Source organism: Streptomyces sp. SAS_272, assembly GCF_052543235.1.
On record NZ_JBMNDR010000115.1, the window covers coordinates 1 to 22570 of the forward strand.

The 22570-nt window shown below is 73.9% G+C and carries 21 protein-coding genes; 10 read left to right on the forward strand and 11 right to left on the reverse strand.

Translation table 11 applies throughout. The annotated features are described in order from the left end of the window. Positions 1-68: 68 nt before the first annotated feature. From ACN6LD_RS38120 to ACN6LD_RS38140, 5 genes are all read right to left on the reverse strand, one after another. Positions 69-305: a DUF6213 family protein gene (locus ACN6LD_RS38120; RefSeq protein WP_057580803.1), complete on the reverse strand. Its 237-nt coding sequence runs from the start codon at positions 303-305 to the stop codon at positions 69-71. A 25-nt stretch (positions 306-330) separates the two neighbouring features. Further along, positions 331-1716, reverse strand: coding sequence for an NADP-dependent succinic semialdehyde dehydrogenase (locus ACN6LD_RS38125; protein ID WP_445045549.1), 1386 nt, complete (start codon positions 1714-1716; stop codon positions 331-333). Between the two features lie 76 nt (positions 1717-1792). After that, positions 1793-2266, reverse strand: coding sequence for an NUDIX domain-containing protein (locus ACN6LD_RS38130; protein WP_445045550.1), 474 nt, complete (start codon positions 2264-2266; stop codon positions 1793-1795). Continuing rightward, positions 2263-3801: an ATP-dependent DNA ligase gene (locus ACN6LD_RS38135; protein ID WP_445045551.1), complete on the reverse strand. Its 1539-nt coding sequence runs from the start codon at positions 3799-3801 to the stop codon at positions 2263-2265. The genes ACN6LD_RS38130 and ACN6LD_RS38135 overlap by 4 nt, the downstream gene beginning before the upstream one ends. Positions 3802-3830: 29 nt before the next feature. After that, positions 3831-4892, reverse strand: a complete 1062-nt coding sequence (locus ACN6LD_RS38140) for an NAD(P)/FAD-dependent oxidoreductase (RefSeq protein ID WP_445045552.1) — start codon at positions 4890-4892, stop codon at positions 3831-3833. A 70-nt stretch (positions 4893-4962) separates the two neighbouring features. Between ACN6LD_RS38140 and ACN6LD_RS38145 the strand changes: the two genes are divergently transcribed. From ACN6LD_RS38145 to ACN6LD_RS38165, 5 genes are all read left to right on the forward strand, one after another. Then, positions 4963-5535, forward strand: coding sequence for a helix-turn-helix domain-containing protein (locus ACN6LD_RS38145; RefSeq protein ID WP_319189130.1), 573 nt, complete (start codon positions 4963-4965; stop codon positions 5533-5535). A gap of 86 nt (positions 5536-5621) precedes the next feature. Continuing rightward, positions 5622-6593 carry an NADPH:quinone oxidoreductase family protein gene (locus tag ACN6LD_RS38150; RefSeq protein ID WP_445045553.1) on the forward strand — a complete coding sequence of 324 codons (972 nt, stop codon included), beginning with the start codon at positions 5622-5624 and terminating at the stop codon, positions 6591-6593. Next, positions 6590-7774 (forward strand): acyl-CoA dehydrogenase family protein, encoded by a 1185-nt coding sequence (locus ACN6LD_RS38155; protein ID WP_445045554.1) that lies wholly within the window; start codon positions 6590-6592, stop codon positions 7772-7774. Before ACN6LD_RS38150 ends, ACN6LD_RS38155 begins: the two co-directional genes overlap by 4 nt. Continuing rightward, a complete protein-coding gene (locus tag ACN6LD_RS38160) occupies positions 7771-8856 on the forward strand; it encodes an acyl-CoA dehydrogenase family protein (RefSeq protein ID WP_445045555.1) in 1086 nt (361 codons plus the stop codon). Before ACN6LD_RS38155 ends, ACN6LD_RS38160 begins: the two co-directional genes overlap by 4 nt. A gap of 164 nt (positions 8857-9020) precedes the next feature. Then, the gene (locus ACN6LD_RS38165) at positions 9021-9215 is read left to right on the forward strand and encodes a hypothetical protein (RefSeq protein ID WP_266719273.1); all 195 of its coding nucleotides are present in this window, start codon (positions 9021-9023) and stop codon (positions 9213-9215) included. Positions 9216-9288: 73 nt separating this feature from the next. Here the strand turns inward: ACN6LD_RS38165 and ACN6LD_RS38170 are convergent, their stop codons facing one another. The 3 genes from ACN6LD_RS38170 to ACN6LD_RS38180 all read right to left on the reverse strand — a co-directional run bounded on the left by ACN6LD_RS38170 (position 9289) and on the right by ACN6LD_RS38180 (position 12424). Next, on the reverse strand, positions 9289-10536 hold the full coding sequence (locus ACN6LD_RS38170) for a phosphodiester glycosidase family protein (protein ID WP_445045556.1): 1248 nt from the start codon (positions 10534-10536) through the stop codon (positions 9289-9291). Between the two features lie 252 nt (positions 10537-10788). Beyond that, positions 10789-11886 (reverse strand): bifunctional class I SAM-dependent methyltransferase/NUDIX hydrolase, encoded by a 1098-nt coding sequence (locus tag ACN6LD_RS38175; RefSeq protein WP_445045557.1) that lies wholly within the window; start codon positions 11884-11886, stop codon positions 10789-10791. Between the two features lie 88 nt (positions 11887-11974). Then, positions 11975-12424 (reverse strand): carboxymuconolactone decarboxylase family protein, encoded by a 450-nt coding sequence (locus tag ACN6LD_RS38180; protein ID WP_445045558.1) that lies wholly within the window; start codon positions 12422-12424, stop codon positions 11975-11977. 259 nt (positions 12425-12683) lie between these two features. Here ACN6LD_RS38180 and ACN6LD_RS38185 point away from each other — a divergent pair, with 259 nt between their 5' ends. Further along, positions 12684-13967: a ricin-type beta-trefoil lectin domain protein gene (locus ACN6LD_RS38185; protein ID WP_319189120.1), complete on the forward strand. Its 1284-nt coding sequence runs from the start codon at positions 12684-12686 to the stop codon at positions 13965-13967. A gap of 181 nt (positions 13968-14148) precedes the next feature. On the opposite strand, the gene ACN6LD_RS38190 is transcribed toward ACN6LD_RS38185, so the two are convergent. Beyond that, on the reverse strand, positions 14149-15804 hold the full coding sequence (locus ACN6LD_RS38190; RefSeq protein ID WP_445045559.1) for a purine-cytosine permease family protein: 1656 nt from the start codon (positions 15802-15804) through the stop codon (positions 14149-14151). Between the two features lie 292 nt (positions 15805-16096). Between ACN6LD_RS38190 and bla the strand changes: the two genes are divergently transcribed. Continuing rightward, positions 16097-17074, forward strand: a complete 978-nt coding sequence (gene bla, locus ACN6LD_RS38195) for a class A beta-lactamase (protein WP_445045560.1) — start codon at positions 16097-16099, stop codon at positions 17072-17074. A gap of 187 nt (positions 17075-17261) precedes the next feature. On the opposite strand, the gene ACN6LD_RS38200 is transcribed toward bla, so the two are convergent. Next, entirely contained in the window at positions 17262-18890 is a 1629-nt protein-coding gene (locus ACN6LD_RS38200) for a sigma-70 family RNA polymerase sigma factor (RefSeq protein WP_445045561.1), read from the reverse strand. A 79-nt stretch (positions 18891-18969) separates the two neighbouring features. Continuing rightward, positions 18970-19614: a DUF6629 family protein gene (locus ACN6LD_RS38205; RefSeq protein WP_445045564.1), complete on the reverse strand. Its 645-nt coding sequence runs from the start codon at positions 19612-19614 to the stop codon at positions 18970-18972. 208 nt (positions 19615-19822) lie between these two features. Between ACN6LD_RS38205 and ACN6LD_RS38210 the strand changes: the two genes are divergently transcribed. From ACN6LD_RS38210 to ACN6LD_RS38220, 3 genes are all read left to right on the forward strand, one after another. Next, positions 19823-20179, forward strand: coding sequence for an STAS domain-containing protein (locus tag ACN6LD_RS38210; RefSeq protein ID WP_445045562.1), 357 nt, complete (start codon positions 19823-19825; stop codon positions 20177-20179). After that, complete coding sequence (locus tag ACN6LD_RS38215) at positions 20176-21159, forward strand: anti-sigma factor RsbA family regulatory protein (protein ID WP_319197474.1); 984 nt, start codon at positions 20176-20178, stop codon at positions 21157-21159. The genes ACN6LD_RS38210 and ACN6LD_RS38215 overlap by 4 nt, the downstream gene beginning before the upstream one ends. Positions 21160-21329: 170 nt before the next feature. Continuing rightward, the coding region (locus tag ACN6LD_RS38220; RefSeq protein ID WP_445045563.1) for an FAD-dependent oxidoreductase at positions 21330-22570 on the forward strand (1241 nt) is incomplete at its 3' end.

Sequence of the window (22570 nt, forward strand, 5' to 3'; positions counted from 1 at the left end):
TCGCGGACGGCCCGCCGGTCCGGCGTTCCGTCAGTGCCTTCGCGGCCGCGACCGCGCGCCGGCCGCGGCTACGGCGCGCCTCCGCTGCTGTGCGCGATGCAGGCCACGTCGATCCGGTCGGCGAGCTTGGCGAGTTCGATCGTCAGCGCGGCGACGGTGTCCTCGTCGAGACCCTCCGCCCCGGCCTCGACGAGATGCAGCCACCGGCCCCCGAGCGTGCGGAGCAGCTTGCTCACGTCCGCCGCGGCCACCTGCAGGGTCCCGCGGTCGTCGACGATCAGGGGCAGGGTCACTTCGCGGTTCACATCCGGGATCGTAGCCGCGCGGCGCTCACGCACCGTGCCAAACCGTGGTGATGTTGCAGAACTCCCGGATTCCGTGCCCGGACAGCTCACGGCCGTATCCGGACCGCTTCACCCCGCCGAACGGGAACGCCGGATGGGACGCGGTCATCCCGTTGACGAACACCCCGCCGGCCTCCAGATCCCGGACGAACCGGTCGACCTCGGCCTCGTCGCGCGTCCAGACGTTGGAACTCAGGCCGAACGGCGAGTCGTTGGCGATGAGGACCGCCGCGTCCAGGTCGGCCGCCCGGTACACGGTCGCCACCGGCCCGAACGCCTCCTCGCGGTGGATGCGCATCTCCCGCGTCACACCGGCCAGCACGGTCGGCGGGTAGTACCAGCCGGGCCCGTCGGGCCGTTCGCCCCCGCACAGCACCTCGGCCCCGGAGCGCCGCGCGTCGTCCACCAGTTCCTCCAGGTCCGACCGCCCCTGTTCGCTCGCCAGCGGGCCGACCTGCGTCTCCTCCTCCAGCGGATCCCCGACCCTCAGCGCCGCCATGCCCGCGACGAACCGCTCGAGGAACGCGTCGTACACGTCCGTGTGAACGATGAACCGCTTGGCGGCGATGCACGACTGGCCGTTGTTCTGCACACGCGCGGTCACCGCGACCTCGGCCGCCCGGTCGGCGTCCGCCGACGGCATCACCACGTACGGGTCGCTGCCGCCCAGTTCCAGCACGGTCTTCTTGATCATCTCGCCGGCGGTGGCGGCGACGGCCCGTCCGGCGGGCTCGCTGCCGGTCAGGGTCGCGGCCTTGACGCGGTCGTCGCGCAGGAGGTCGTCCACCGCGCCCGAACCGACCAGCAGGGTCTGGAAGCAGCCCGCGGGGAAGCCGGCCCGGTGGAACAGCTCATCGAGGTACAGCGCGGTCCGCGGGACGTTCGAGGCGTGCTTGAGCAGCCCCACGTTGCCCGCCATCAGCGCCGGCGCGGCGAACCGCACGACCTGCCACAGCGGGAAGTTCCACGGCATCACCGCGAGCACCGGACCCAGCGGCCGGTACCGGACCACTGCGCGCGAACCGCCGGAGTCCTTCACATCGGCGGCGGCCGGCTCCTCGTCGGCGAGCAGCTCCTGCGCGTGCTCGGCGTACCAGCGCATCGCCCGGGCGCACTTCGCCGCCTCGGCCCGCGCCTGCACGACCGGTTTGCCCATCTCGAGGGTCATGGTCCGGCCGATGTCCCGCTGATCCTCGTCGAGCAGGTCGGCGGCCCGGTTCAGCATCCGTGCGCGTTCGGGACACGTCGTCGTCCGGTACGTGCGGAAGGTGGCCTCGGCGAGCTGGAGCCGGCGTTCCAGCTCCTCCGCGTCCATGGCCGCGTACGTCTCGAGCGTCTCGCCGTTCGCCGGGTTCACCGTCGCGATGGGCATGACCGACCTCCTGGGGAGCTGGCTGTGTTCCGACCTTCGCGCGCCGCACCGGACACCGCAACGCGTGCGCGTCCGCTCAGGCGCCCTGTGACGAGTGCTCCGCCAGCCGGTCGAGAAACGCGGCCTGCGCCGTGACGATCACCTCACGCGCGTGTTCCAGGCCGTACCAGGCCACCCGGTCGAGTTCAGGGAACTCCCGAGTACGTCCCGAGCGGGGCGGCCACTCCATGGCGAACGTGCCCGGCTCGACGGCGGCCGGGTCGAGATCCGCCTCGACGGCCCACACCGTGACGGTCTTGCCGCCGGTCTGCCGCACCTCGCCGAGCGCGATCGGCTCGCCGTCGGGCGGGGCCAGCCCCAGCTCCTCGCGGAACTCGCGCCGGGCCGCCTCCCAGGCGGGCTCGTCGGACTCGTACTCGCCCTTGGGGACTGTCCACGCGCCGGCGTCCTTCTTCGCGAAGTAGGGGCCGCCCATATGACCCAACAGCACCTCCAGGCCCGCTCCGGTGCGCCGGAACAGCAGCAGGCCGGCACTTCGGCGCGCGGTCACGGGCGCACCTGCGGGTGGGCGGCGAGCAGGGTCTCCACCGTGTCCGCCTCCTCGGGCCGCTTGTCCTCGCGGTAGCGCAGCACGCGGGCGAAGCGCAGGGTGACGCCGGCCGGGTAGCGCGAGGAGCGCTGCAGCCCGTCGTAGGCGATCTCGACGACGAGTTCGGGTCGGACGGTCACCACGTACCCGTTCTCCTCGACGGCCAGCCCCCGCAGATGATCCGTCTGCCAGGCCAGCATCGCGTCGGTCATGCCCTTGAAGGTCTTGCCGAGCATCACGAAATCGCCGTCCTGCGTGCGGGCGCCGAGGTGCAGGTTGGAGAGCTTGCCGGTGCGCCGCCCGTGGCCCCATTCCGCGGCCAGCACTACCAGGTCGAGGGTGTGCACGGGCTTGACCTTCAGCCACGACGCCCCCCGCCGGCCGGCGCTGTAGGGCGCGTCCAGCGCCTTGACGACGACGCCCTCGTGGCCGCGCAGCAGCGTCAGCCGGGAGAACTCCTCCGCGGCCTCGACGTCGTCCGGGCCGGACACGAGCGTGCGGCGGACCCGCAGAGGTTCGGGCGTCAGCCGGGCCAGTTCCGCGTGCCGTTCGGCGAAGGGCAGGTCGAGCAGGTCCCGGCCGTCCACGGACAGCGCGTCGAAGAACACGGGGGAGACGGGCACCGCCTCCGCGGCCGTCGCCACGTCCACCCGGGAGCCGACCCGTCCGGCGGTCTCCTGGAACGAGCGGGGGCGGCCCGCCCCGTCGAAGGCGATGACCTCGCCGTCCAGGATGAACCGCGACCCCGCCAGCTCCCGCGCCGCACGGGTCACCTCGGGCAGACGGTCGGTGATGTCGTCCAGGGTGCGGGTGTACAGGCGCACGTCGTCGCCGTCGCGGTGCACCTGGACGCGGATGCCGTCCAGCTTCTCCTCCACCGCGCACGCGCCGAGTCTGCCGACCGCCTCGGCGACGGACGACGCGGTGTGCGCGAGCATCGGCTGCACCGGGCGGCCCACGGTGAGCCGGAACGACTCCAGCGCCGCGGGGCCGTCCGCGAGCAGCGCCCGCGCCACCGACTGCAGCGACCCGGCCAGCATCACCGCCCGCCGTACGTCCCCCGCGGGCGCGCCGGTCGCCTGTGCCAGGCCCTCCACGGCGACGGCGTCCAGGGCCCCCTGCCGGACTTCGCCGGTGATCAGGCCGAGCAGGAACCGCTGTTCGTCCGCGGTGGCCGCGCTCATCAACTCGCCTACCAGACGCGCCCGTTCGGCCTGCGACCCGGGGCCCGAGACCGTGCCGAGCTCGGTGAGCAGGGCGTCCGCCTCCCGCACGGAGAGGGTCGGTTCGTCGGCCGGGGCGACCGGGCGGCTCAGCAGCTTCCACCCGACGCCCAGGCGGCCCTGGGGGAGTCGCCCGGCCAGATAGGGGATGACGACGGGGACGTCCTCCGCGTCCGCCTCCCGGAAGAGTTCGGCGAGCAGGGCGATCTTGCGGGAGCGCGCCGGGACGGCGGCGACTTCCCGGGACACGTCGGCGAGCCGGGTCAGCAACATGCAGCCATGGTGCAACGGGGAGCCGGTGACTACACCCCGGCTGCTCCGGCTGCTCCGGCTGTCCCGGTGGGCCCGGCTGTCCCGGTGGGCCCGGCTGCCCCCGTCGGCCGGACCGTCCCGGTGAGCGCGGCGGCCGCGGCGGCCGCGTCGAGGTCCGCCGTCAGCAGCTCCCCGTTGATCGCGGCGCCGGCCCGGTAGCCGCGGCTGGCGGCGTTCACGACCTGCTCGGCGAAGCCCGACGCGTTGCCGGCCGCCCACAGGCCGGGCACCGTGGTCAGCCCCCGTGCGTCGACGACGGGGTAGGCGCCGAACGGGGTCTGCGTCATCTCGGCGCCGAGCCGGGCCGGCAGGTCCGTCTGCGGCACCGCCCGGGGCGCGACGAACAGGACCTCGCGGTCGTGGGTCCGGCCCTCCCCGGGGCCGCCCGCGGCGAGCCGCACGCCGGTGAGCCGGTCGTCCTCCACGACCACGGCGGCCGCCTCGCCTGCGACGACGGCCACTCCGGCCGCGGCCAGTCGGCGCCGGTCCTCGCCGGTCAGCTCCTCCTCGGGCAACGTGTGCAGGAACAGGACCACGTCCTTCGACCACTGGGACACGACCAGCGCCTGGTGGACGCTCAGCGGGGTCGTGGCGAGCACGCCGAAGGCCCGGTCGCGGACCTCCCAGCCGTGGCAGTAGGGGCAGTGCAGCACGTCCCGTCCGAAGCGCTCGGCGAGCCCCGCGACCGGCGGCAGTTCGTCCTTCAGGCCGGTCGCCACCACGAGCTGCCGGGCGTGCACCGTCCGCCCGCCCGCGAGGCGGACGGCGAAGCCCTCATCGCCGTCCGCCCGGGTCGCGTCCACCGCCCGGTCGCGCACCAGCCGCACGCCGTACCGCGCGATCTCCTCGCGACCGACGGCCAGGAACTCGGCGGGGGACATGCCGTCCCGGGACAGATAGCCGTGCATGTGCGCTGCGGGCGCGTTGCGCGGCTCTCCCGCGTCGATCACCAGCGTGCTGCGCCGGGACCGTCCAAGGACGAGCGCCGCGGACAGCCCCGCGGCGCCGCCGCCGACGACGATCACTTCGAACTTCTCGGTCACCGTGACCACCTCCGCCGCCACCGTCGTCGCCAGCCCGCGCCATTGACAAACGTCTTTGCCGATTCTGCAAAATGGGGCCATGACTACCGATGGCGTTCTCGCGGAGGTCGGGCCCAGGCTGCGCCGCATCCGCAAGGAGCGGGAGGTGACGCTCGCGGCGCTGTCCGGGGCGACCGGCATCTCCGTCAGCACCCTCTCGCGGCTGGAGTCCGGGCTGCGCAAGCCCAGCCTGGAGCTGCTGCTGCCGATCGCGCAGGCCCACCAGGTGCCGTTGGACGAGCTGGTCGGGGCGCCCCCGGTCGGCGACCCCCGGGTGCGCGCCAAGCCCCTGACGCGGCACGGACGCACCTTCTGGCCGCTGTCCCGGCAGCCCGGCGGACTGCAGGCGTTCAAGGTGCTGGTGCCGCAGCGCGAGGAGGAGCCGGAGCCGCGCACCCACGAGGGCTACGAATGGCTCTATGTCATGTCCGGGCGGCTGCGGGTGGTGCTCGCCGAGCACGACGTGGTGATGACGGCGGGGGAGGCGGCCGAGTTCGACACGCGCGTGCCGCACTGGTTCGGATCGACGGGCGAGGGGCCCGCCGAGTTCCTCAGCCTCTTCGGGCCGCAGGGCGAGCGGATGCACGTGCGGGCGCGGCCGTCGCAGAGGTGACGCACGCAACGGTTCCCCGGAGGGCAAGCGACCGCTTAGTATGCACGGGACCAGGGTCCGACGACGCAGTCCCGTGGAGGCTCCGCATGCAGGCATGGCAGGTGCACGAGAACGGCGAGCCGAGCGAGGTGATGCGGCTCGCGGACGTGGAGCGGCCCACGCCCGGCGACGGCCAGGTCCTGCTCCGGGTGCGCGCCGCGAACATCAACTTCCCGGACGTGCTGATGTGCCGGGGGCACTACCAGGTCAGGCCGCCGCTGCCGTTCACCCCGGGCGTGGAGATCTGCGGCGAGACCGAGGACGGCCGCCGCGTGATCGCCAACCCGGTCCTGCCGCACGGCGGCTTCGCCGAGTACGCCGTCGCGGACGCCGCGGCCCTGCTGCCCGCCCCCGAGTCGCTGGACGACGCCGAGGCCGCCGCCCTGCACATCGGCTACCAGACCGGCTGGTTCGGTCTGCACCGAAGGGCCCGCCTCGAAGCCGGCGAGACGCTTCTCGTCCACGCCGCCGCCGGAGGCGTCGGCAGCGCGGCCGTACAGCTCGGGAAGGCGGCGGGCGCGACCGTCATCGGCGTCGTGGGCGGCGCCGAGAAGGCGGCCGTCGCCCGGGAGCTCGGCTGCGACACGGTGATCGACCGGCGGGCCGAGGACGTCGTCGCCGCCGTGAAGGAGGCCACCGGCGGCCGGGGCGCCGACGTGATCTACGACCCGGTCGGCGGCGAGGCCTACACGCAGTCCGCGAAGACCGTCGCCTTCGAGGGCCGGATCGTGGTCGTCGGCTTCGCGAGCGGGACCATCCCGAACCCCGCGCTGAACCACGCGCTGGTGAAGAACTACGCGATCCTCGGCCTGCACTGGGGCCTGTACAACACGAAGAACCCGAAGCTGGTCCAGCACTGCCACGAGCAGCTCACCGACCTGGCCGCCCGGGGTGCGATCAAGCCGCTGATCAGTGAGCGCACACCGCTCGACGGGGCCGCGGCCGCCGTGCAGCGGGTCGCCGACGGCGTCACCACCGGGCGGGTCGCCGTCGTACCGCAGAACGGAGCCGCCGTATGACCGACGCAGCCGAACTCCAGCGCCGCACAGCGCAGTTGCTGGCCGACCACCCGCCCGCCACGACCGGCCGGACGGACTTCCTCAGGGCCCGCTTCGACGCGGGGCTCGCCTGGGTGCACTACCCGGAAGGCCTCGGCGGCCTCGGCGCCCCCCGCTCCCTCCAGGCCGCCGTCGACGCCGCGCTGGAGGCCGCGGGCGCCCCCGACAACGATCCCCGGCGCATCGGCATCGGCCTCGGCATGGCCGCTCCGACGATCCTGAAGTACGGCACCGACGAGCAGAAGCAGCGGTTCCTGCGGCCGCTGTGGACGGGCGAAGAGGTCTGGTGCCAGCTGTTCAGCGAGCCCGGCGCCGGCTCCGACCTGGCCGCCCTCGGCACGCGCGCCGTCCGTGCGGACGACGGTGACTGGGTCGTCAACGGGCAGAAGGTGTGGACCTCCAGCGCGCACGTCGCCCGCTGGGCCATCCTCATCGCCCGCACCGACCCGGACGTGCCCAAGCACGCGGGCATCACCTACTTCCTCTGCGACATGACCGACCCGGGCGTCGAGGTGCGCCCGCTGCGCCAGATCACCGGCGAGGCCGAGTTCAACGAGGTCTTCCTCACCGATGTGCGCATCCCCGACGCGCGCCGCCTCGGCGAGGTCGGCGAGGGCTGGCGGGTCGCGCAGACCACGCTGAACAACGAACGCGTCGCCATCGGCGGCATGCGGCTGCCCCGCGAGGGCGGCATGATCGGCCCGGTCGCCAGGACGTGGCGCGAACGCCCCGATCTGCGCACCCACGACCTGCACCAGCGGCTGCTGAAGCTGTGGGTCGAGGCCGAGGTGGCCCGCCTCACCGGCGAACGCCTGCGCCAGCAGCTCGCCCTGGGCCAGCCCGGCCCCGAGGGCGCCGGCATGAAGCTCGCCTTCGCCCGTCTGAACCAGGAGATCAGCGGCCTGGAGGTGGAACTGCGCGGCGAGGAAGGCCTGTTGTACGACGACTGGACGATGCGCCGCCCGGAGCTCGTGGACTTCACCGGCCGCGACGCCGGGTACCGCTACCTGCGCTCCAAGGGCAACAGCATCGAGGGCGGGACCAGCGAGGTCCTGCTGAACATCGTCGCCGAGCGCGTCCTGGGCCTGCCGTCCGAGCCGCGCACCGACAAGGACGTCGCCTGGAAGGACCTCGCCCGATGAGCACACAGCCGGATCTTCTCTACTCCGAAGAGGAAGAGGCGCTGCGGTCGGCGGTCCGGGACCTGCTGACCGACCGCCTCGACCCGGCAGGCGTCATCGCGCGGACCGAGTCGGACGCCCCGCACGACGTCTCCCTGTGGAAGACGCTCACCGGCGACATGGGCCTCGCCGGGCTGCTGATCCCGGAGGAGCTGGAAGGACAGGGCGCCACCCACCGGGAGGCGGCCGTCGTCCTCGAGGAACTGGGGCGGGCGGTTGCGCCCGTGCCCTATCTGACGAGCGCGGTGGTGGCCACCGAGGCGCTGCTGGAGTGCGGCGCCGACGACCTGCTCGCGGGGCTGGCGTCGGCGACCACGGTCGGAGCGCTCGCCGTGGGGCTGCACATCGCGCCCGGCGCCGCCTTCCCGGCCGTACGACTCGAGGACGGGCTGCTGTCCGGCGAGCTGACCGGCATCGCCGACGCCGTGGCCGCCGACCTGCTGCTGGTGCCCGCGGACGACGGGGGCCTGTACGCGGTCGACGCCTCGGCCGTGACGCTCACCCCGCAGGTGTCGTTCGACCTCACCCGGCCCCTCGCGACCGTCACCCTCTCCGGGGTCTCTGCCGGCCGTCGACTCGGAGACGCCGCACCCGCCGTGCGGCGCGCCCTGCGGGCCGGGGCCGGACTCCTCGCCTCCGAGCAACTCGGCCTGGCCGAGTGGGCGTTGACCGAGACCGTGCGCTACCTGAAAGAGCGCAAGCAGTTCAACCGGCCCGTCGGCGGCTTCCAGGCCCTCAAGCACCGTCTGGCGCAGCTGTGGCTGGAGGTCGTCAACCTCCGGGCCGCCGCCCGCGCCGCGGCCGACGCGCTGGCGAACGGCGAGGACGCCGACCTCGCGACGGCCGTCGCGCAGGCCTACGCGGCGGGCGTCGCCGTGCGCGCCGCCGAGGAGGCTCTGCAACTGCACGCCGGCATCGGCATGACCTGGGAGCACCCCGTCCACCTGTGCCTCAAGCGGGCCAAGGCCGACTCGATCGCGTACGGCACCGCCGGCGCCCACCGGGCCGCCGTCGCCGAACTCGTCGACCTGCGGGCCCCCTGAGACCGCGACCGTCACCCGGTGAAAGCCCGCCCCAGGCGCACGCCAGGGGCGGGCTTCTCCGTGACACCACTCCTTCGGCGGACGGGCAAGCCGCCCGGACGAAACCTTCTTTACGCCACACTTACGGCCGAACGCTGTGAAAACGGACGTGGAGGAGGTCGACGGTGGCCGTTTCGATTTCGGTGGTGCTGTTGCTGCTCGTTCTGGCGGTGATCTTCATGCGCAACGGCGGACTGAAGGTCTCGCACGCCCTGGTCTGCCTGCTGCTCGGATTCCTCCTGGCCGGCACCAGCATGGCCCCCACCATCGCCGGCGGCCTCACGGCGACGGCCGACATCGTCGGAGGCCTACGGCCGTAAGACTCCGCGGCCGCCGGGATCAGCAGGTGAGCCCGGTGAGCCCGGTGAGTCCGGTGATCCCGGCGACCGCGGGTCAGCCGACGAAGACCCCGACGCCGTTCGCCACGGGCCGCTCCGCCCCGTCGGACGGATGGTTGCGGACCGTGACGCGGGCGGCCGCGCCCGGCTGACGGGCGACCAGGGTCGAGGACCCGCCGCCGTCCAGACCGAAGCCCTCTGTCGCGCCGAGGCTCCTGAGGGCGACGGCGACCTCGGCGATCGTCAGGCCCCTGCGGTACCGGGCGGCGCCGTCCAGGGCGAAGAGGAAGACCCGCCGTCCCCCGTCGCCGATGCCGACGGCCGTGCGCACCGCGGAGACCGACGTGTCGAGACCGGCGAGCGGCCGACCGGCCGACAGGACCGGAATGCCGCCCACGGCGAAGCCGTAGGGGGACCCCGACGCGGACGTCAGCGCGTAGCGCACCGCCACCTGTTGCCCCATGGCGAGCCTTCTCAGGCGCCGGGCTCCCGCCTCCCGTCCGACGAGGACCGTGCTCCCGGCGGCGATCGCGCCGCTTCCCGGCGTGACCGAGGCCGACACGACCCGCCCTCTGCGCACGGTCACCTCGTAGGTGCTGGTGCTGCACGGCGCGGCCCGCGCGGTGTCCGAGCCGCAGGTCGCCCGACGGCGCGAGGCGCTGCCCCAGTCCGAGGTGTACGCGCCGACCGAGTTCTCCGGCAACGCGTACTGGTTGACACCGCCCAGCGGCATGCGCCGGCCCACGACGGTGTACCAGCCGTCGAGGGTCAGACTGTCCAGCCTCGCCCTGCCGTCGGCGCCGACGCCGACCACGGCCCTGGTGTCCGTGCGCGGCGGCGGCGCGGGGCCGAACCGCTGCGCGTCCGGGACCGCCCCCTTCAACGCCCGTCCGCCGGCGACCGCCGGACCGACGCTCGCCCCGGTCGCCGCGACGCCCGGGTGCTGCGCCTCGGTGATGTCGAAGAAGTCGCCGTTGACGCCGGCGACCGCCTTCTGCCGGGCGGCCAGCGAGGAGACGGTCGCGCGGGCGGCCATCGCCCCCGGGTGCAAAAGACCCAGGCGCACACGGGGGTTGGCGAGGTCGACGCCGAGCACATGCGCATGCGCCGTGCCGGCGGCCGCGGCCAGGTCGTACTGGCGGTACGTCACGCCCGGCGCCACGCCGGTCCAGGTCGCGGCGTCGGCCGGGGCCGTTCCCGCGAACGTCGCACCGGCCACGACTGCCAGGGCGACCAGCAGCGCCGGACACGTCCGGCGCGGAGGCGTTCCGGCTGCTCCAGGACGTTTCTGTCGATGCGTCACAGGCCCCCTGTCTGATTCCGGCCGTCACTCTCCCACGACCTGCGGGAACGACCCGCGGGAGGTGAGCGGGGAGTCCACGAGAACGGGTGAGGAAAGGCACGATTCCGGGTGGCTCGATCCGCAGTCCGGCCGCGCCGTGGACGCCTTTGTGCTATCGCCTCACCGGCGTCGCCCTCACCGCCCCGCAGTCACCGGCCCCGCCCGACCCGGCACGGCGCCGGGCCCGGGCGGCCGACGCGCACCGCCGTCCGGTCAGGAGCCGTAGGGCGTGAAGTGGGCCGGGGCGTGGTCGATCGGCAGGTCCGGACGCCACACGGCGAGGGACTGGGCGCTGCACTCGAACAGGGCCGGCGGCAGCCGGTCGAGGGAGTACCAGCGCCAGTCGCCGACGCTCTCGTCCGGCTGGTCGGCCGGCTCGCCCTCCCAGCGGGTCACCACGGCGCCCACCGTCATCCGCACGATGCCGCCGGCCTCGTCGAGGAACGTGCCCAGCAGCCGGACGTCCGACGGGGCGGCCCGCAGCCCGGTCTCCTCGCGCAACTCCCTGACGACCGTGTCCCGCAGGGACTCGCCGGGTTCCACCGTGCCGCCGGGCAATTCCCAAGTTCCCCCGCGGTGGCGGCCCAGGAGCAGTCCGCGGGGGCCGTGCACGATGGCGCCGACGCCGATCGCGGCATGCGCTGCGGGCGGCCTGCCGCCGCGGGGACGGGCGTGGACGCGCAGGGGGCGCCGTGCCCGCACGAGGCGGTGGCCGGTCCCGTCCGCGGGGCCGGGCGGGTCCGCGGGGCCGGACGCGCGCAGGGTGACCGACTCCTCGACGCGCAGCCCGTGTTCGGCGAGCAGCGTCTCCCATGCGCCGGGCGCGGGCGTCGCCGGCGGAACCGTCGCCGAAGCCGTCGTCGGGACCGTCGGCGGGCCGTCGTCCGGTACGGAGAGGCACAGGGCCCCTCCGGGTGCGAGCGCGGTCGCCAGCGAGGGCAGCAGTCGGCGCAGGTCGCCGGGCGGGACGCCGTCCGCGGAGCAGATCACGTCGTAGGGCTCGGCCGTCCGCAGATGTGCGTCGAGGGCGGCGTGGAAGAGCCGCAGCCCGGGCAGGGACCCGTATGCGGCGCGGGCCCGCCCGATCGCGTCCGCCGCCGGGTCGACGGCGTCCACGACGGCGCCGTGCTCCCGCACGAGCAGGGCGGCGCGACGGGCCGTTCCGCAGCCGAGATCCAGCACGCGCCGCCCCGCCAGCTCGCCCAGGAACGCCTCGTAGGGTCCCGGGCCCGTCAACCCCCGGCCGAACGGCGCCCCTGCCGGCTCCCGGTCCATGAAGTCCCGTGCGCCGCGGGCGTCGGAGTGGGGCATGGACGAGACCTCCAGAGGCGGACGACGATCACCGGACCCCACGATTCTCACCGGACGCACCGACGGTCGAACCCGGCCCCCGATCGGCTCAGTGCACGGGATGCTTGCTGAGCACGGACACGCGGTTGAAGGCGTTGATGGTGACGGCCACCCAGATCACCGCCGATATCTGGTCGTCGGTGAGCACCGCGCGGGCGTCGGCGTAGGCGGCCTCCTGTGCGGCGGCGTCGGCCGGCAGGGTGGTCGCCTCCGCCAGCGCCAGGGCCGCCCGTTCCAGGGGAGTGAAGAGGCCGGTGTCCCGCCAGGCGGCGAGGACGCCCAGCCGCCGGGTGTCCTCACCCGCGCGCAGCGCCGCCCTGGTGTGCACGTCGAGGCAGGAGGCGCAGCCGTTGAGCTGGGAGACACGCAGGTTGACGAGTTCCACGACGATGCGCTCCAGGCCGGCCTCGGCGGCGGTCGCCCGCACCGCCTCGGACGTCTGGACCAGCGCGTGGTAGGCCTTGGGGCTCTGCTTGTCGATGAAGATCCGTCCGGTCATGGTCGACCATCTTCCTCGCACCGCGATCGTCGTGCGTGACCGCCCCGGACATCGGCACGAGCGGTCCCTACCGGAACCCTTGACACAGGCATCGCTCACTTCTTAAATCACGTAGTGAACTAAGCCCCCGTCAGGGCCGGTTCGCTCACCCCCACCCGGTCGGCACGGCTTCCTGCGACCCGCTGCTCCCTCGCGACCCGTCGCGATCTGTCATGCGCATGCCATAGCTGACCCCTTCCTCCCCCCTGAAGGGAGAGTCATGAACTCTCCGCGCCTGACCCGGCGCCTGCTGGTCTCCCTCGCCTCGCTCATGGCGTTCGCCGCGCTGTCCGCGCTGCCGGCGCAGGGCGCGTCACCGCCCGCGGCGAAACCCGCGGGGCGTTCCGCCGGGGCTCCCGCGGCCCGGGCGGCGGCCCTCACGTTCTCCGACGAGTTCGACGGGCCGGCGGGCGCGGCCGTGGACGGGGCGAAATGGCAGACCGAGACCGGTGACAACGTCGACAACCACGAGCGGCAGTACTACACCGCGGGCAACCGCAACGCCGCCCTCGACGGACAGGGCCACCTGGTGGTCACCGCGCGACGGGAGAACCCCGGCAACTACCCCTGCTGGTACGGGCGGTGCGAGTACACCTCCGCCCGGCTGAACACGGCCGGCCGGTTCACCACGACGTACGGCCGCGTCGAGGCCCGGATGAAGATCCCGCGCGGCCAGGGCATGTGGCCCGCGTTCTGGATGCTCGGCGACGACATCGGCCGGGTCGGCTGGCCCGACTCGGGCGAGATCGACGTCATGGAGAACGTGGGCTTCGAGCCGTCCACGGTGCACGGGACGCTGCACGGCCCGGGCTACTCGGGCTCCGGCGGCATCGGCGCCGGATACGCCCTGCCCGCGGGACAGGCGTTCGCCGACGCCTTCCACACCTTCGCCGTCGACTGGAGCCCGAACGCGATCACCTGGTCCGTCGACGGCGCCGTCTACCAGCGGCGCACCCCCGCCGACCTGGGCGGACGTCGATGGGTCTTCGACAAGCCCTTCTTCCTGATCCTCAACCTCGCGGTCGGCGGCTACTGGCCCGGCGACCCCGACGGCGGCACGGTGTTCCCGCAGCAGCTCCTCGTCGACTACGTCCGCGTCAGCGCCGACACCGCCCAGCCGGCCGCCGGGCGGATCACCGGGATCGGCGGCAAGTGCGTGGACGTGGCCGGGGCCGACCCCTCCGACGGCACGGCCGTGCAGCTGTACGACTGCAACGGCACCGCCGCCCAGCAGTGGTCGGTGGGGGCCGACGGCACGATCCGCGCGCTCGGCAAGTGTCTGGACGTCGCCTCGGGAGGCACGGCGGACGGCGCCCCCGTCCGGCTCTGGGAGTGCAACGGCACCGCCGCCCAGCAGTGGGCCCTCCCCGCCGCGCGGGACATCGTCAACCCGCAGGCGAACAAATGCCTCGACGCCGCGGGCGGAGCCGCCGCCAACGGCACCCGGCTGCAGATCTGGACCTGCACCGGCGCCGCTCAGCAGAAATGGACGGTGACCCGATGACCACGACGGGCGGGACGGCGCACGGCGTTCCTTCGGTGCGGCGCGCGCGCCACGGCTCGGCGTCCCGGGGTTTCCGCCCGGTCGCCCGGCCCTGACGTCCAGCGACCACCCACGCCCGGCCGGCGAGGGGGCGCCCGCGATCACGGAGCGGGGCGGCCCCTCGTCGCTGCCGGGCGACGGCTCAGACCGCCGGAGCCTGCTCCGGCAGCACGTGGTCGCCCGTCCTGTCCGTGCTCAGGCACAGGGAGCAGACGACCGCGTCATGGGTCAGGCAGGCGGCGACGTCGGGGCGCTCGTAGGGCTGCCGGCAGACGTGGCAGTCGTACGTCGTCGCCGCCGGGTTGCCGTCGGCGTCGAGCAGGCCCTCGTCGATGCCGTCCTCCGTGCGGCGAAGGTAGTACCTGCCCTTGGTGACGGCGGCCATGAGCGGCGTGAGGACGAACGCGATGACGGCCGCGGCGACGGGGGAGTACGGCTGGAGCGTGTCGCCGAGAGCGTGGAAGTACATCGCGATGGAAAGGCCGGACGCGGCGACGAAGGCGACGACGCCCACCGGGTTCACGGCGTGCAGCATGCCGCGCCGGAACTCCGGCTGCAGAGGCGAGAGTCCGAGCAGGTACTTGTTCACGCCGATGTCGGTGGCGACGGTGACCACCCAGGCGATGGCGCAGTTCGAGTAGAAGCCGAGGATGTCGTTGAGGAAGCTGAACATGTCGGCTTCCATCAGGGCCAGCGCGAAACCGAGGTTGACCAGGACGAAGACCATACGGCCGGGGTAGTGCCGGGTGACGCGGGTGAAGGAGTTGGTCCAGGCCAGAGAGCCGGAGTACGCGTTGGTCACGTTGATCTTGATCTGGCTGATCACGACGAGTGCCACGGCCAGCGGGACCACGAGCCAGGACGGCATCATCGCGTCGAACGCGCCCTTGAACTGCTGGATCGGCTCGGGAGCGGCGTCCGCGCCGACCCGGGCGATGATGTACACGGCGAGGAAGACGCCGATGGCCTGCTTGAGCGCGCCGAGGATCACCCAGCCGGGTCCTGCCATGATGACGGCGGTCCACCAACTGCGCTTGTTCGCCTCGGTCTTGGGCGGCATGAAGCGCAGGTAGTCGATCTGCTCTCCGATCTGCGCGATGAGCGAGAGGCACACGCCCGCGCCCAGCAGCACGGACGCGGTGTCGACCCCGCCCGCGCCGTCGGTGCCGGCGTAGGCGAGGAAGCGGTCGACGGTGCCGGGGTCGTCGGCGACCAGGTAGACCAGCGGGCCGACCATCAGCAGCAGCCAGATCGGCGTCGTCCACACCTGGAGTCTGCTGAGCGCCTTCATGCCGTAGATCACCAGCGGTATCACCATGAGCGTGGAGACCAGGTAGCCCAGCCACAGGGGGAGTCCGAGCCCGAGTTTCAGGCCCTGGGCCATGATCGAGCCCTCGAGGGCGAAGAAGATGAAGGTGAAGCTCGCGAAGATGACGCTGGTCAGCACCGAGCCGTAGTAGCCGAATCCGGAGCCGCGGGTGATCAGGTCCAGATCGATGTTGTAGCGGGCGCCGTAGTAGGCGAGCGGGAAGCCGGTGACGAAGATGACGACTGCCGCGACGGCGATCGCGACCAGCGCGTTGCCGGTGCCGTGGGCGAGTCCGATGCCGGCGCCGATGGAGAAGTCGGCCATGTAGGCGATGCCGCCGAGTGCGGTCGTCGCGACGACCATCGGGGTCCAGCGTCGGTAACTGCGGGGCGCGAAACGGAGGGTGTAGTCCTCCAGGGTCTCCTTCGTCGCCTGACTGGCGGGGGACGTCGGCCGGGCCGCGGTGGGGGATGACTCGGTGGTCGTCATGATCAGCCCTTCGAGAGCCGGGGCGGGAATCCCCGGACTGCGGAGGCGGTGGACGAGCGGGACGGTGCCTTGGCGTGCTCGACCGGATGCTAGGAACCGCGTGTTTCCCACGGTCCCTCAGGCAGTGAACGGCAGGTTTCCGCACTCGCCGCACGTGGACGCCGAGTCGAGCCACGGGCAGGGCCGTCGAACGGCGTTGAGCGGCCCGGACCCGGCCTGCCGTCGTCCCGTTCGGGGTAGCGGAACAGAGATCACGACCTCGGGAACGTACGGAATGCATGAGGAGAACGGTATGCACGAGACGAAGGAGACGGACCGGGCCGAAGCGGCGGTCCGTCCGGCGTCACGACCGCGCAGGCGTGCGGTGCTGGCCCTCGGCGCGGGCGCGGGGGCCGCGCTGGCGACCGTGCCGTCCGCCGCCGCGCGCGCCGCGGCCCCGCCCGCACGAGGGCCGGCCCCCGGCAGTCCCGCGTTGTCGCGGCGGTTGCGCGACCTGGAGCGGCAGTACTCCGCGCGGCTCGGCGTCTTCGCCCTCGACACCGCCACGGGACGTACCGCGGAGTACCGCGCGGACGAGCGCTTCCCCCTGTGTTCGGTGTTCAAGACGCTCGCCGCGGCGACGGTCCTGCGCGACCTCGACCACGACGGCCGGTACCTCGCCCGGCGGATCCACTACACCGAAAAGGACGTCACGGACGCCGGGTACGCGCCGGTCACCGGGCTGGCCGAGAACATCGCGGGCGGTCTGACCGTCGAGGAACTGTGTGCCGCCGCCGTGTCCGAGAGCGACAACGGGGCGGCGAACCTTCTGCTGCGCGAGCTGGGCGGCCCGACCGCGATCACCCGGTTCTGCCGCTCGCTCGGGGACCGGACGACCCGGCTCGACCGGTACGAGCCCGCGCTGAACTCGGCGGAGCCGTGGCGGCGCACCGACACCACCCGGCCACGCGCGATCGGGCTGACGTACGCGCGGCTCGTGCTCGGCCGGGCTCTGCAGTCCGCGGACCGACGGCGGCTGACCGGGTGGCTGATCGCCAACACCACCAACACCGAACGTTTCCGGGCCGGTCTGCCCGAGGACTGGACGCTCGCCGACAAGACGGGGGGCGGGCAGGCCTACGGGGTCGCCAACGACGTGGGCGTGGTCTGGCCTCCCGGGCGGCCCGCCCTCGTCCTGGCGGTCCTGTCGACCAAGCACGATCCTGCGGGACCCACGGACAACCCCCTGGTGGCGAAGGCCGCCGCGCTGACGGCGGCAGCCCTCGCCTGACCCCCGGCCGTCCCGGCGTCCGGCGTTGGTGCCGCACCGTCGCTGCGTTCGCGTTGGGGCCCGCCGTCTCGCCTTCGCTGCGTTCGGCGTTGGGTTCCGCTGTCCCGCTGTCCCGCTGTCCCGCTGTCCCGCTGTCCCGCTGTCCCGGCGTTCGGTGTCCCGGCGTTCCGGTGTTCCGCGTCGAGCTTCAGTGTGGGCGTGCGGCGGGTGGACCGTCGGGGCGGCCGGCTTCGCGGTCCGGGACCGTCCCGGCCTGCGGACGCGGGTGCCGTTGCCGGTCCGTCGGGTTTCCGGCTCCGTTGAGCGGGGGGCCGGCCGGGCAGCCGCCGCGCCCTGAGCCTTTCCCGTGTCCGCCGTGTCCGCCGACACCCTCGTGGCCCTCGTGCCCCTTGTGCCCGTCGTCGTCGGTGGGTTCGGGGTCTTCGGGTTCGGGGTCAGCCGTCCGCGGGGGGCTGGGGGCGGGGTCCTTGGCGGGTGGGGTGGATTCCGGCGTGCCGCCGCTGTCTTCGCCCGGCGGCGGTGTCTCCTGCGGGGCTCGCGTCGAGGGCTCGTCCCTCGGAGCGGGCGTGGGTCGCGCCGTGGCGTCCGCGGCGGACGCGGGCCGTCGCGCGGCATGTTCGGCCGCGGCGGTGCCGTCCCGCGGCGCGGCGACGGTCTTCGGTCCGCGCGGGCCTGCTCCCTCGGCGTCGGCCTCCTGCACCGAGGTGCCGGGGTCTTCGGCCCGCGCCGCGGTCGGTGACGGCGGAGGCGACGACACCGCTGTCCCCGTCACCGGGCCCTCGTCGACCGGAGCCTCGGCCACCGGCGCCCCGCTCGCCGGCGGGTGCGGCGCCGGCGCGGAGTCCGTCCAGCCGAGGACGAGACACACCACGGCGGCGCCCACCACGAGCGCGCCCGCCGTCGCCGCCGTGGGCGTCCTGGCGCCGGTGGACACGGCATGCCGCATCCCGTGCAGCAGGCCCGCACCGTGGCCGCCGACCGTGCCGGTCACACCGGCCGACGCCGCGGTGAAGACCGGCAGGAACCTGGCGGTCCCGCCCAGGGCGAGGACGAGCAGGGCCGGGCCGACGAAAGCGGGCAGGCGGTCGTTGGCGCGCATCAGGGCGGCGAGCGACGCGCGGCACGCGTCGCAGGTGTCGACGTGCCCGAGCAGCCGCTCGCTCTGGCGCGCGGTCGCGGCGCCGCGGACGTACGCCGGCATCCTGGCCCAGTGGACCTGGCACGCGGGGTCGTCGGGAGCGCCGGTCTGCGCCCGCAGGAACGCCTGGCGCATGCCTTCCCGCGCCCGGTGCAGGAGGACGGCCGTCGCGCCGTCCTTCGTGCCGAGCTGCGGCCCGATCGCCGCCAGCGGCTGCCCTTCCGCCTCCGCCAGCCACAGCGCCTTCACCCAGCGCTCGGGCAACTGGCCGAGCACCCGGACCACCAGATCGACGCCGGCCACCCGCTCGGCCGGATCCTCCCCGTGCGTGCCCGTCTCGGCCCGTTCCTGGGCCTGCGCCTGCGGGTCGCTCGGGGCCTCGCGCGCCGTGCTCCCGGAGGCGATCGCGAGATGCCGCACCGTCGTCCTCAGGTAGGCCGGCACGTTGTCGATCTCGTGCCCCGCGGCCAGTCGGCGCCACACGCGGAAGTGGGCCTCGGCGACGAGGTCCTCGGCGGTCCAGGCGTTCCTGGTGAGCGAGCGGGCGTACGCGACGAGCCGCGGCTGCTGCTCGGCGTAGACGCGGGCGTACTCGGCGGTGGCGGCAGCGGCGGCGTCGGTGGTGGCGCCGGTGGCGGCGGAGGGCGGGGCGGGCACCGTGGGAGACCTGTCGGTCATGGAGGAACGCTCCAGTTGCCGGGCGAGGGGCGGAAGGCTCCGCGGAGGGCTGTGTGACCCTAGATGCCAGAACTTTCAACTAAAGTTGCGATCGACGGAAGATGTGACTCACCTCACGACGTGGCGCGCGGGCCCAGCCGAGCAGCATCACCGAGCAGACCGCGGCAAAGGCGCACCAGGTGGACACGAACTCCAGCCGCCACAGCGCGAAGCACCCGGCCGCGCCCGCGGCGACCACCGCCCCGAGGGCTCGCAGGCGGCGGTCGCCCGACAGGAGCAGCGCACCGACCGTGGCCACCAGATAGCCCGCGATCAGGACGGGCGGGTACGGCAGGTCGACGAGGTAGCCGACCCGGTGGCCGCGGAGCTCGGCGGTCACCGGACCGGCGGCGATGCCGTACGCGAGCGGCACGGCGGTCGCGACGCCGACGGCCAGCGCGAACGAGACGCCGCGCCGGGCGGACGGAGGGGCCGCGCACCACACCCCCATGGGCACCCACACCGCCAGCAGCGGCAGCGCGATCACGCTCCAGACGACGGTGGCGGCTCCGTTGCCCCCGCCCGCGTCCCAGACGAAGGCCTCCACGATCTGGTGCGCGCCGAGGAGCAGCGGCAACGCGGCCAGCGGAAGGTCCCGGCGGCGGTGAACCCGGGCCACCGCGACCCCTCCGAGGGCGAGCAGGCCGGCCCCCGCGACCAGATCGGCCGTCGCACTCCAGCACATCGCGTCCCCAGGGGTTCGACCGTCGTCCGCGTCCGTTGCTCCGTGCATGCCACGCTACGTCCGGTTCCGGCAACGCACCCGCAGGAGCGGCGTTAGGCTGCCGAGGACGGGTAGGGGCTGCGGTGGAGGCCGTCCTGGAGAAGACGGGTGATGGCGTGCCGCACGGTCGCCGGGACACGCCGGCGCACAGCGAGGGAGGCCGCGGGTGGTGAACGCCCCGCAGAACGCCGGCGGATTCGGGCTGCCGCACGGCGGGACCGCATTGCTGGAGGTGGTCTCGCTGCCCGGCCGGCCCGGCATCCGGGCCCGGGGCGAGATCAGCTCGGTCAGCCGCTCTCCGTGGGAAGAGGCCCTGGCGGGCCTGGCCCGGCGGCACGCCGACGTGTCCTACGTGGAGCTGTCGGAGGTCGCGTTCGTCGACGTGGCCGGAGTCGCGGCGCTCGCCGTCACGGCCCTGGGCCTGCCCGGGGGCCGGGTGGTCGTCGAGTATCCGCCGCCGCAGGTACCGAGGGTGCTGAGCCTGTTCTGGCCGGGCCTGCACCGGATCGAGGTGGCGCCGCGATGAGCACGGTCGCGATCCACGGGACGTTCGAGCACCCCGCGCTGTTCTACCGCTCCGCGCGGGAGTACGTGGACCGGACGGTGTCCTTCGTCCAGGAGGGCCTGGACGTCGGCGAGCCGGTGGCGGTGGCCGTGCCCGGCCCCAACCTCGAGCTGATCAGGGAGGCCCTCGGCGCGGACGCGCGGGCCGTCCTCCTGCTGGACATGACCGAGGCGGGCCGCAACCCGGGCCGGATCATCCCCAAGGTGCTCCGCGGATTCGCCGACGGCCACCGGCACGGCCGGGTGCGGATCATCGGCGAGCCGATCTGGCCGGGCCGCAGCCCCCTGGAGTACCCCGCGTGCGCCCAGCACGAGGCGCTGATCAACGCGGCTTTCGAGGGCCGCGCGGTGACCGTCCTGTGCCCGTACGACGAGATGGGCCTGGACGAAGAGGTGCTGGCGGACGCGCGGATCACCCACCCGACCGTGCTGACCGGCGACACGGAGGCGGCGAGCGACGCCTACGACTGGCGCTCCGTCGTCGCCCGCTACAACCGGCCGTTGCCGCCCGCGCCGGACGCCGCGGAGTTCTCCTTCGGCGCGCAGGAGCTGGCCGCGGCCCGCGCCTTCGCGGTGGAGCGCGCCGCACGGCTGGGTCTGACGGGGCAGCGGCTGACCGACGCCGAGCTGGCGGTGGCGGAGCTGACGACCAACAGCGTGGTGCACGGTGGAGGACGTGGAACGCTCGCCGTCTGGGAGGACGGGGGACAGGTCGTCGGCGAGGTCCGGGACGCGGGCCGGATGATCGACCCGCTGGCCGGCCGCAGGCCGCCCGAGCACGGTCAGATCGGCGGCCGGGGCCTGATGCTCGTGCACTATGTGGCCGACCTGGTGCGGGTGCACACCGCCGACGACGGGACGACCGTCCGCTTCTACCTCGACCGCCCCGGCGGCGCCGACCCCGTCGGTCGCGTCGACGGCGTCGGCCGCGCGGGTCGCTGAGGGCGCGTCCGCTCCGCCCCTCCCGGGCCCTCGCGACGACCGCGGCGAGCGTTCCCGTGCCGCGACGCAGCCGGGTGAAGCCTGAAGCGCCGTCAGCTCCACGGGGCATGCATGTGGTCTCCGCCGTATCCGGCCGGGTCGGCGGACACGACGCGCTGGAGGCGAGAGTGATGAACGAACGAGCCGGACAGGCCGGTCCCCCCACCCTCAGGGTCCCGGTCCTCATCGTCGGCGGCTCCCTGGTGGGCCTGGCGACCTCGCTGTTCCTCGGACGACTGGGGGTACCGCACCTGCTGGTGGAGCGCCACGCCGGCACCTCCATCCATCCGCGCGGCCGCGGCAACAACGTCCGCACGATGGAGCTGTTCCGGGTGGCGGGCGTGGAGCGGGGGATCCAGGACGCGGCGGCCACGCTGGCCGACAACCACGGCATCCTGCAGGCGCCCACCCTCGTCGGCGACGCCGGCGAATGGCTGTTCCGGGACATCGACCCGGGTGGCGGCCTGGCCCGCTTCAGCCCCAGCTCCTGGTGCCTGTGCAGCCAGAACGACCTGGAGCCGGTGCTGCTCGACCACGCCCGACGACTCGGCGGCGATCTGCGGTTCTCCACCGAGCTCATGTCGTTCGAGACCGACGCCCACGGCGTCGGCGCGGTGGCCAAGAGCCGGGAGACGGGTGAGCACCTCGCCATCCGCGCGGACTACCTCGTCGCCGCCGACGGCCCCCGCAGCCCCGTCCGGGAGCAGCTCGGCATCGGTCAGAGCGGCCCCGGAGACCTGTTCCACAACGTCAGCCTCACCTTCCGCTCCCGGGGTCTGGCCGACGTCGTGGGCGACCGCCGTTTCATCGTCTGCTACCTGACCAGCCCGGACGCAGACGGCGCCCTGCTGCCGGTGGACAACCGCGAGAACTGGGTCTTCCACGCCCCCTGGCACCCCGAACACGGCGAGACGCTCGAGGAGTTCACCGACGAGCGGTGCGTCGAGCACATCCGCCGCGCGGTCGGGGTCGCCGACCTCGACGTGGAGATCACCGGCAAGGCGCCCTGGCACGCCGCACAGCGCGTCGCCCGCAGCTACCGGTCGGGCCGGGTGTTCCTGGCCGGTGACTCGGCGCACGAGATGTCGCCGACCGGGGCGTTCGGCTCCAACACCGGCATCCAGGACGCGCACAACCTCGCCTGGAAGCTGGCCGCCGTGCTCGACGGCTGGGCCGGGGACGAGCTGCTCGACACCTACGACGCCGAGCGCCGTCCCGTCGCGGAGGCCACCAGCGCCCGGGCCGCCGCCCGGTCCGCCGAGCACAGCCACCCGGGCTTCGCCCCGCCGCCCGGCTCCGCGGGCGGCCCGCAGCGCGGCATCCTCAACGTGGCTCTCGGCTACCGCTACCCGCAGGGCGCCGGGGTCGGCGC

Bases quoted from the DNA above. Each gene is read 5' to 3' on its own strand.
- ACN6LD_RS38125 (WP_445045549.1), bottom strand. From the start codon at position 1,716: ATGCCCATCGCGACGGTGAACCCGGCGAACGGCGAGACGCTCGAGACG.
- ACN6LD_RS38135 (WP_445045551.1), bottom strand. From the start codon at position 3,801: ATGTTGCTGACCCGGCTCGCCGACGTGTCCCGGGAAGTCGCCGCCGTC.
- ACN6LD_RS38145 (WP_319189130.1), top strand. From the start codon at position 4,963: ATGACTACCGATGGCGTTCTCGCGGAGGTCGGGCCCAGGCTGCGCCGC.
- ACN6LD_RS38150 (WP_445045553.1), top strand. From the start codon at position 5,622: ATGCAGGCATGGCAGGTGCACGAGAACGGCGAGCCGAGCGAGGTGATG.
- ACN6LD_RS38155 (WP_445045554.1), top strand. From the start codon at position 6,590: ATGACCGACGCAGCCGAACTCCAGCGCCGCACAGCGCAGTTGCTGGCC.
- ACN6LD_RS38160 (WP_445045555.1), top strand. From the start codon at position 7,771: ATGAGCACACAGCCGGATCTTCTCTACTCCGAAGAGGAAGAGGCGCTG.
- ACN6LD_RS38175 (WP_445045557.1), bottom strand. From the start codon at position 11,886: ATGCCCCACTCCGACGCCCGCGGCGCACGGGACTTCATGGACCGGGAG.
- ACN6LD_RS38180 (WP_445045558.1), bottom strand. From the start codon at position 12,424: ATGACCGGACGGATCTTCATCGACAAGCAGAGCCCCAAGGCCTACCAC.
- ACN6LD_RS38185 (WP_319189120.1), top strand. From the start codon at position 12,684: ATGAACTCTCCGCGCCTGACCCGGCGCCTGCTGGTCTCCCTCGCCTCG.
- ACN6LD_RS38190 (WP_445045559.1), bottom strand. From the start codon at position 15,804: ATGACGACCACCGAGTCATCCCCCACCGCGGCCCGGCCGACGTCCCCC.
- bla (WP_445045560.1), top strand. From the start codon at position 16,097: ATGCACGAGACGAAGGAGACGGACCGGGCCGAAGCGGCGGTCCGTCCG.
- ACN6LD_RS38200 (WP_445045561.1), bottom strand. From the start codon at position 18,890: ATGACCGACAGGTCTCCCACGGTGCCCGCCCCGCCCTCCGCCGCCACC.
- ACN6LD_RS38205 (WP_445045564.1), bottom strand. From the start codon at position 19,614: ATGTGCTGGAGTGCGACGGCCGATCTGGTCGCGGGGGCCGGCCTGCTC.
- ACN6LD_RS38215 (WP_319197474.1), top strand. From the start codon at position 20,176: ATGAGCACGGTCGCGATCCACGGGACGTTCGAGCACCCCGCGCTGTTC.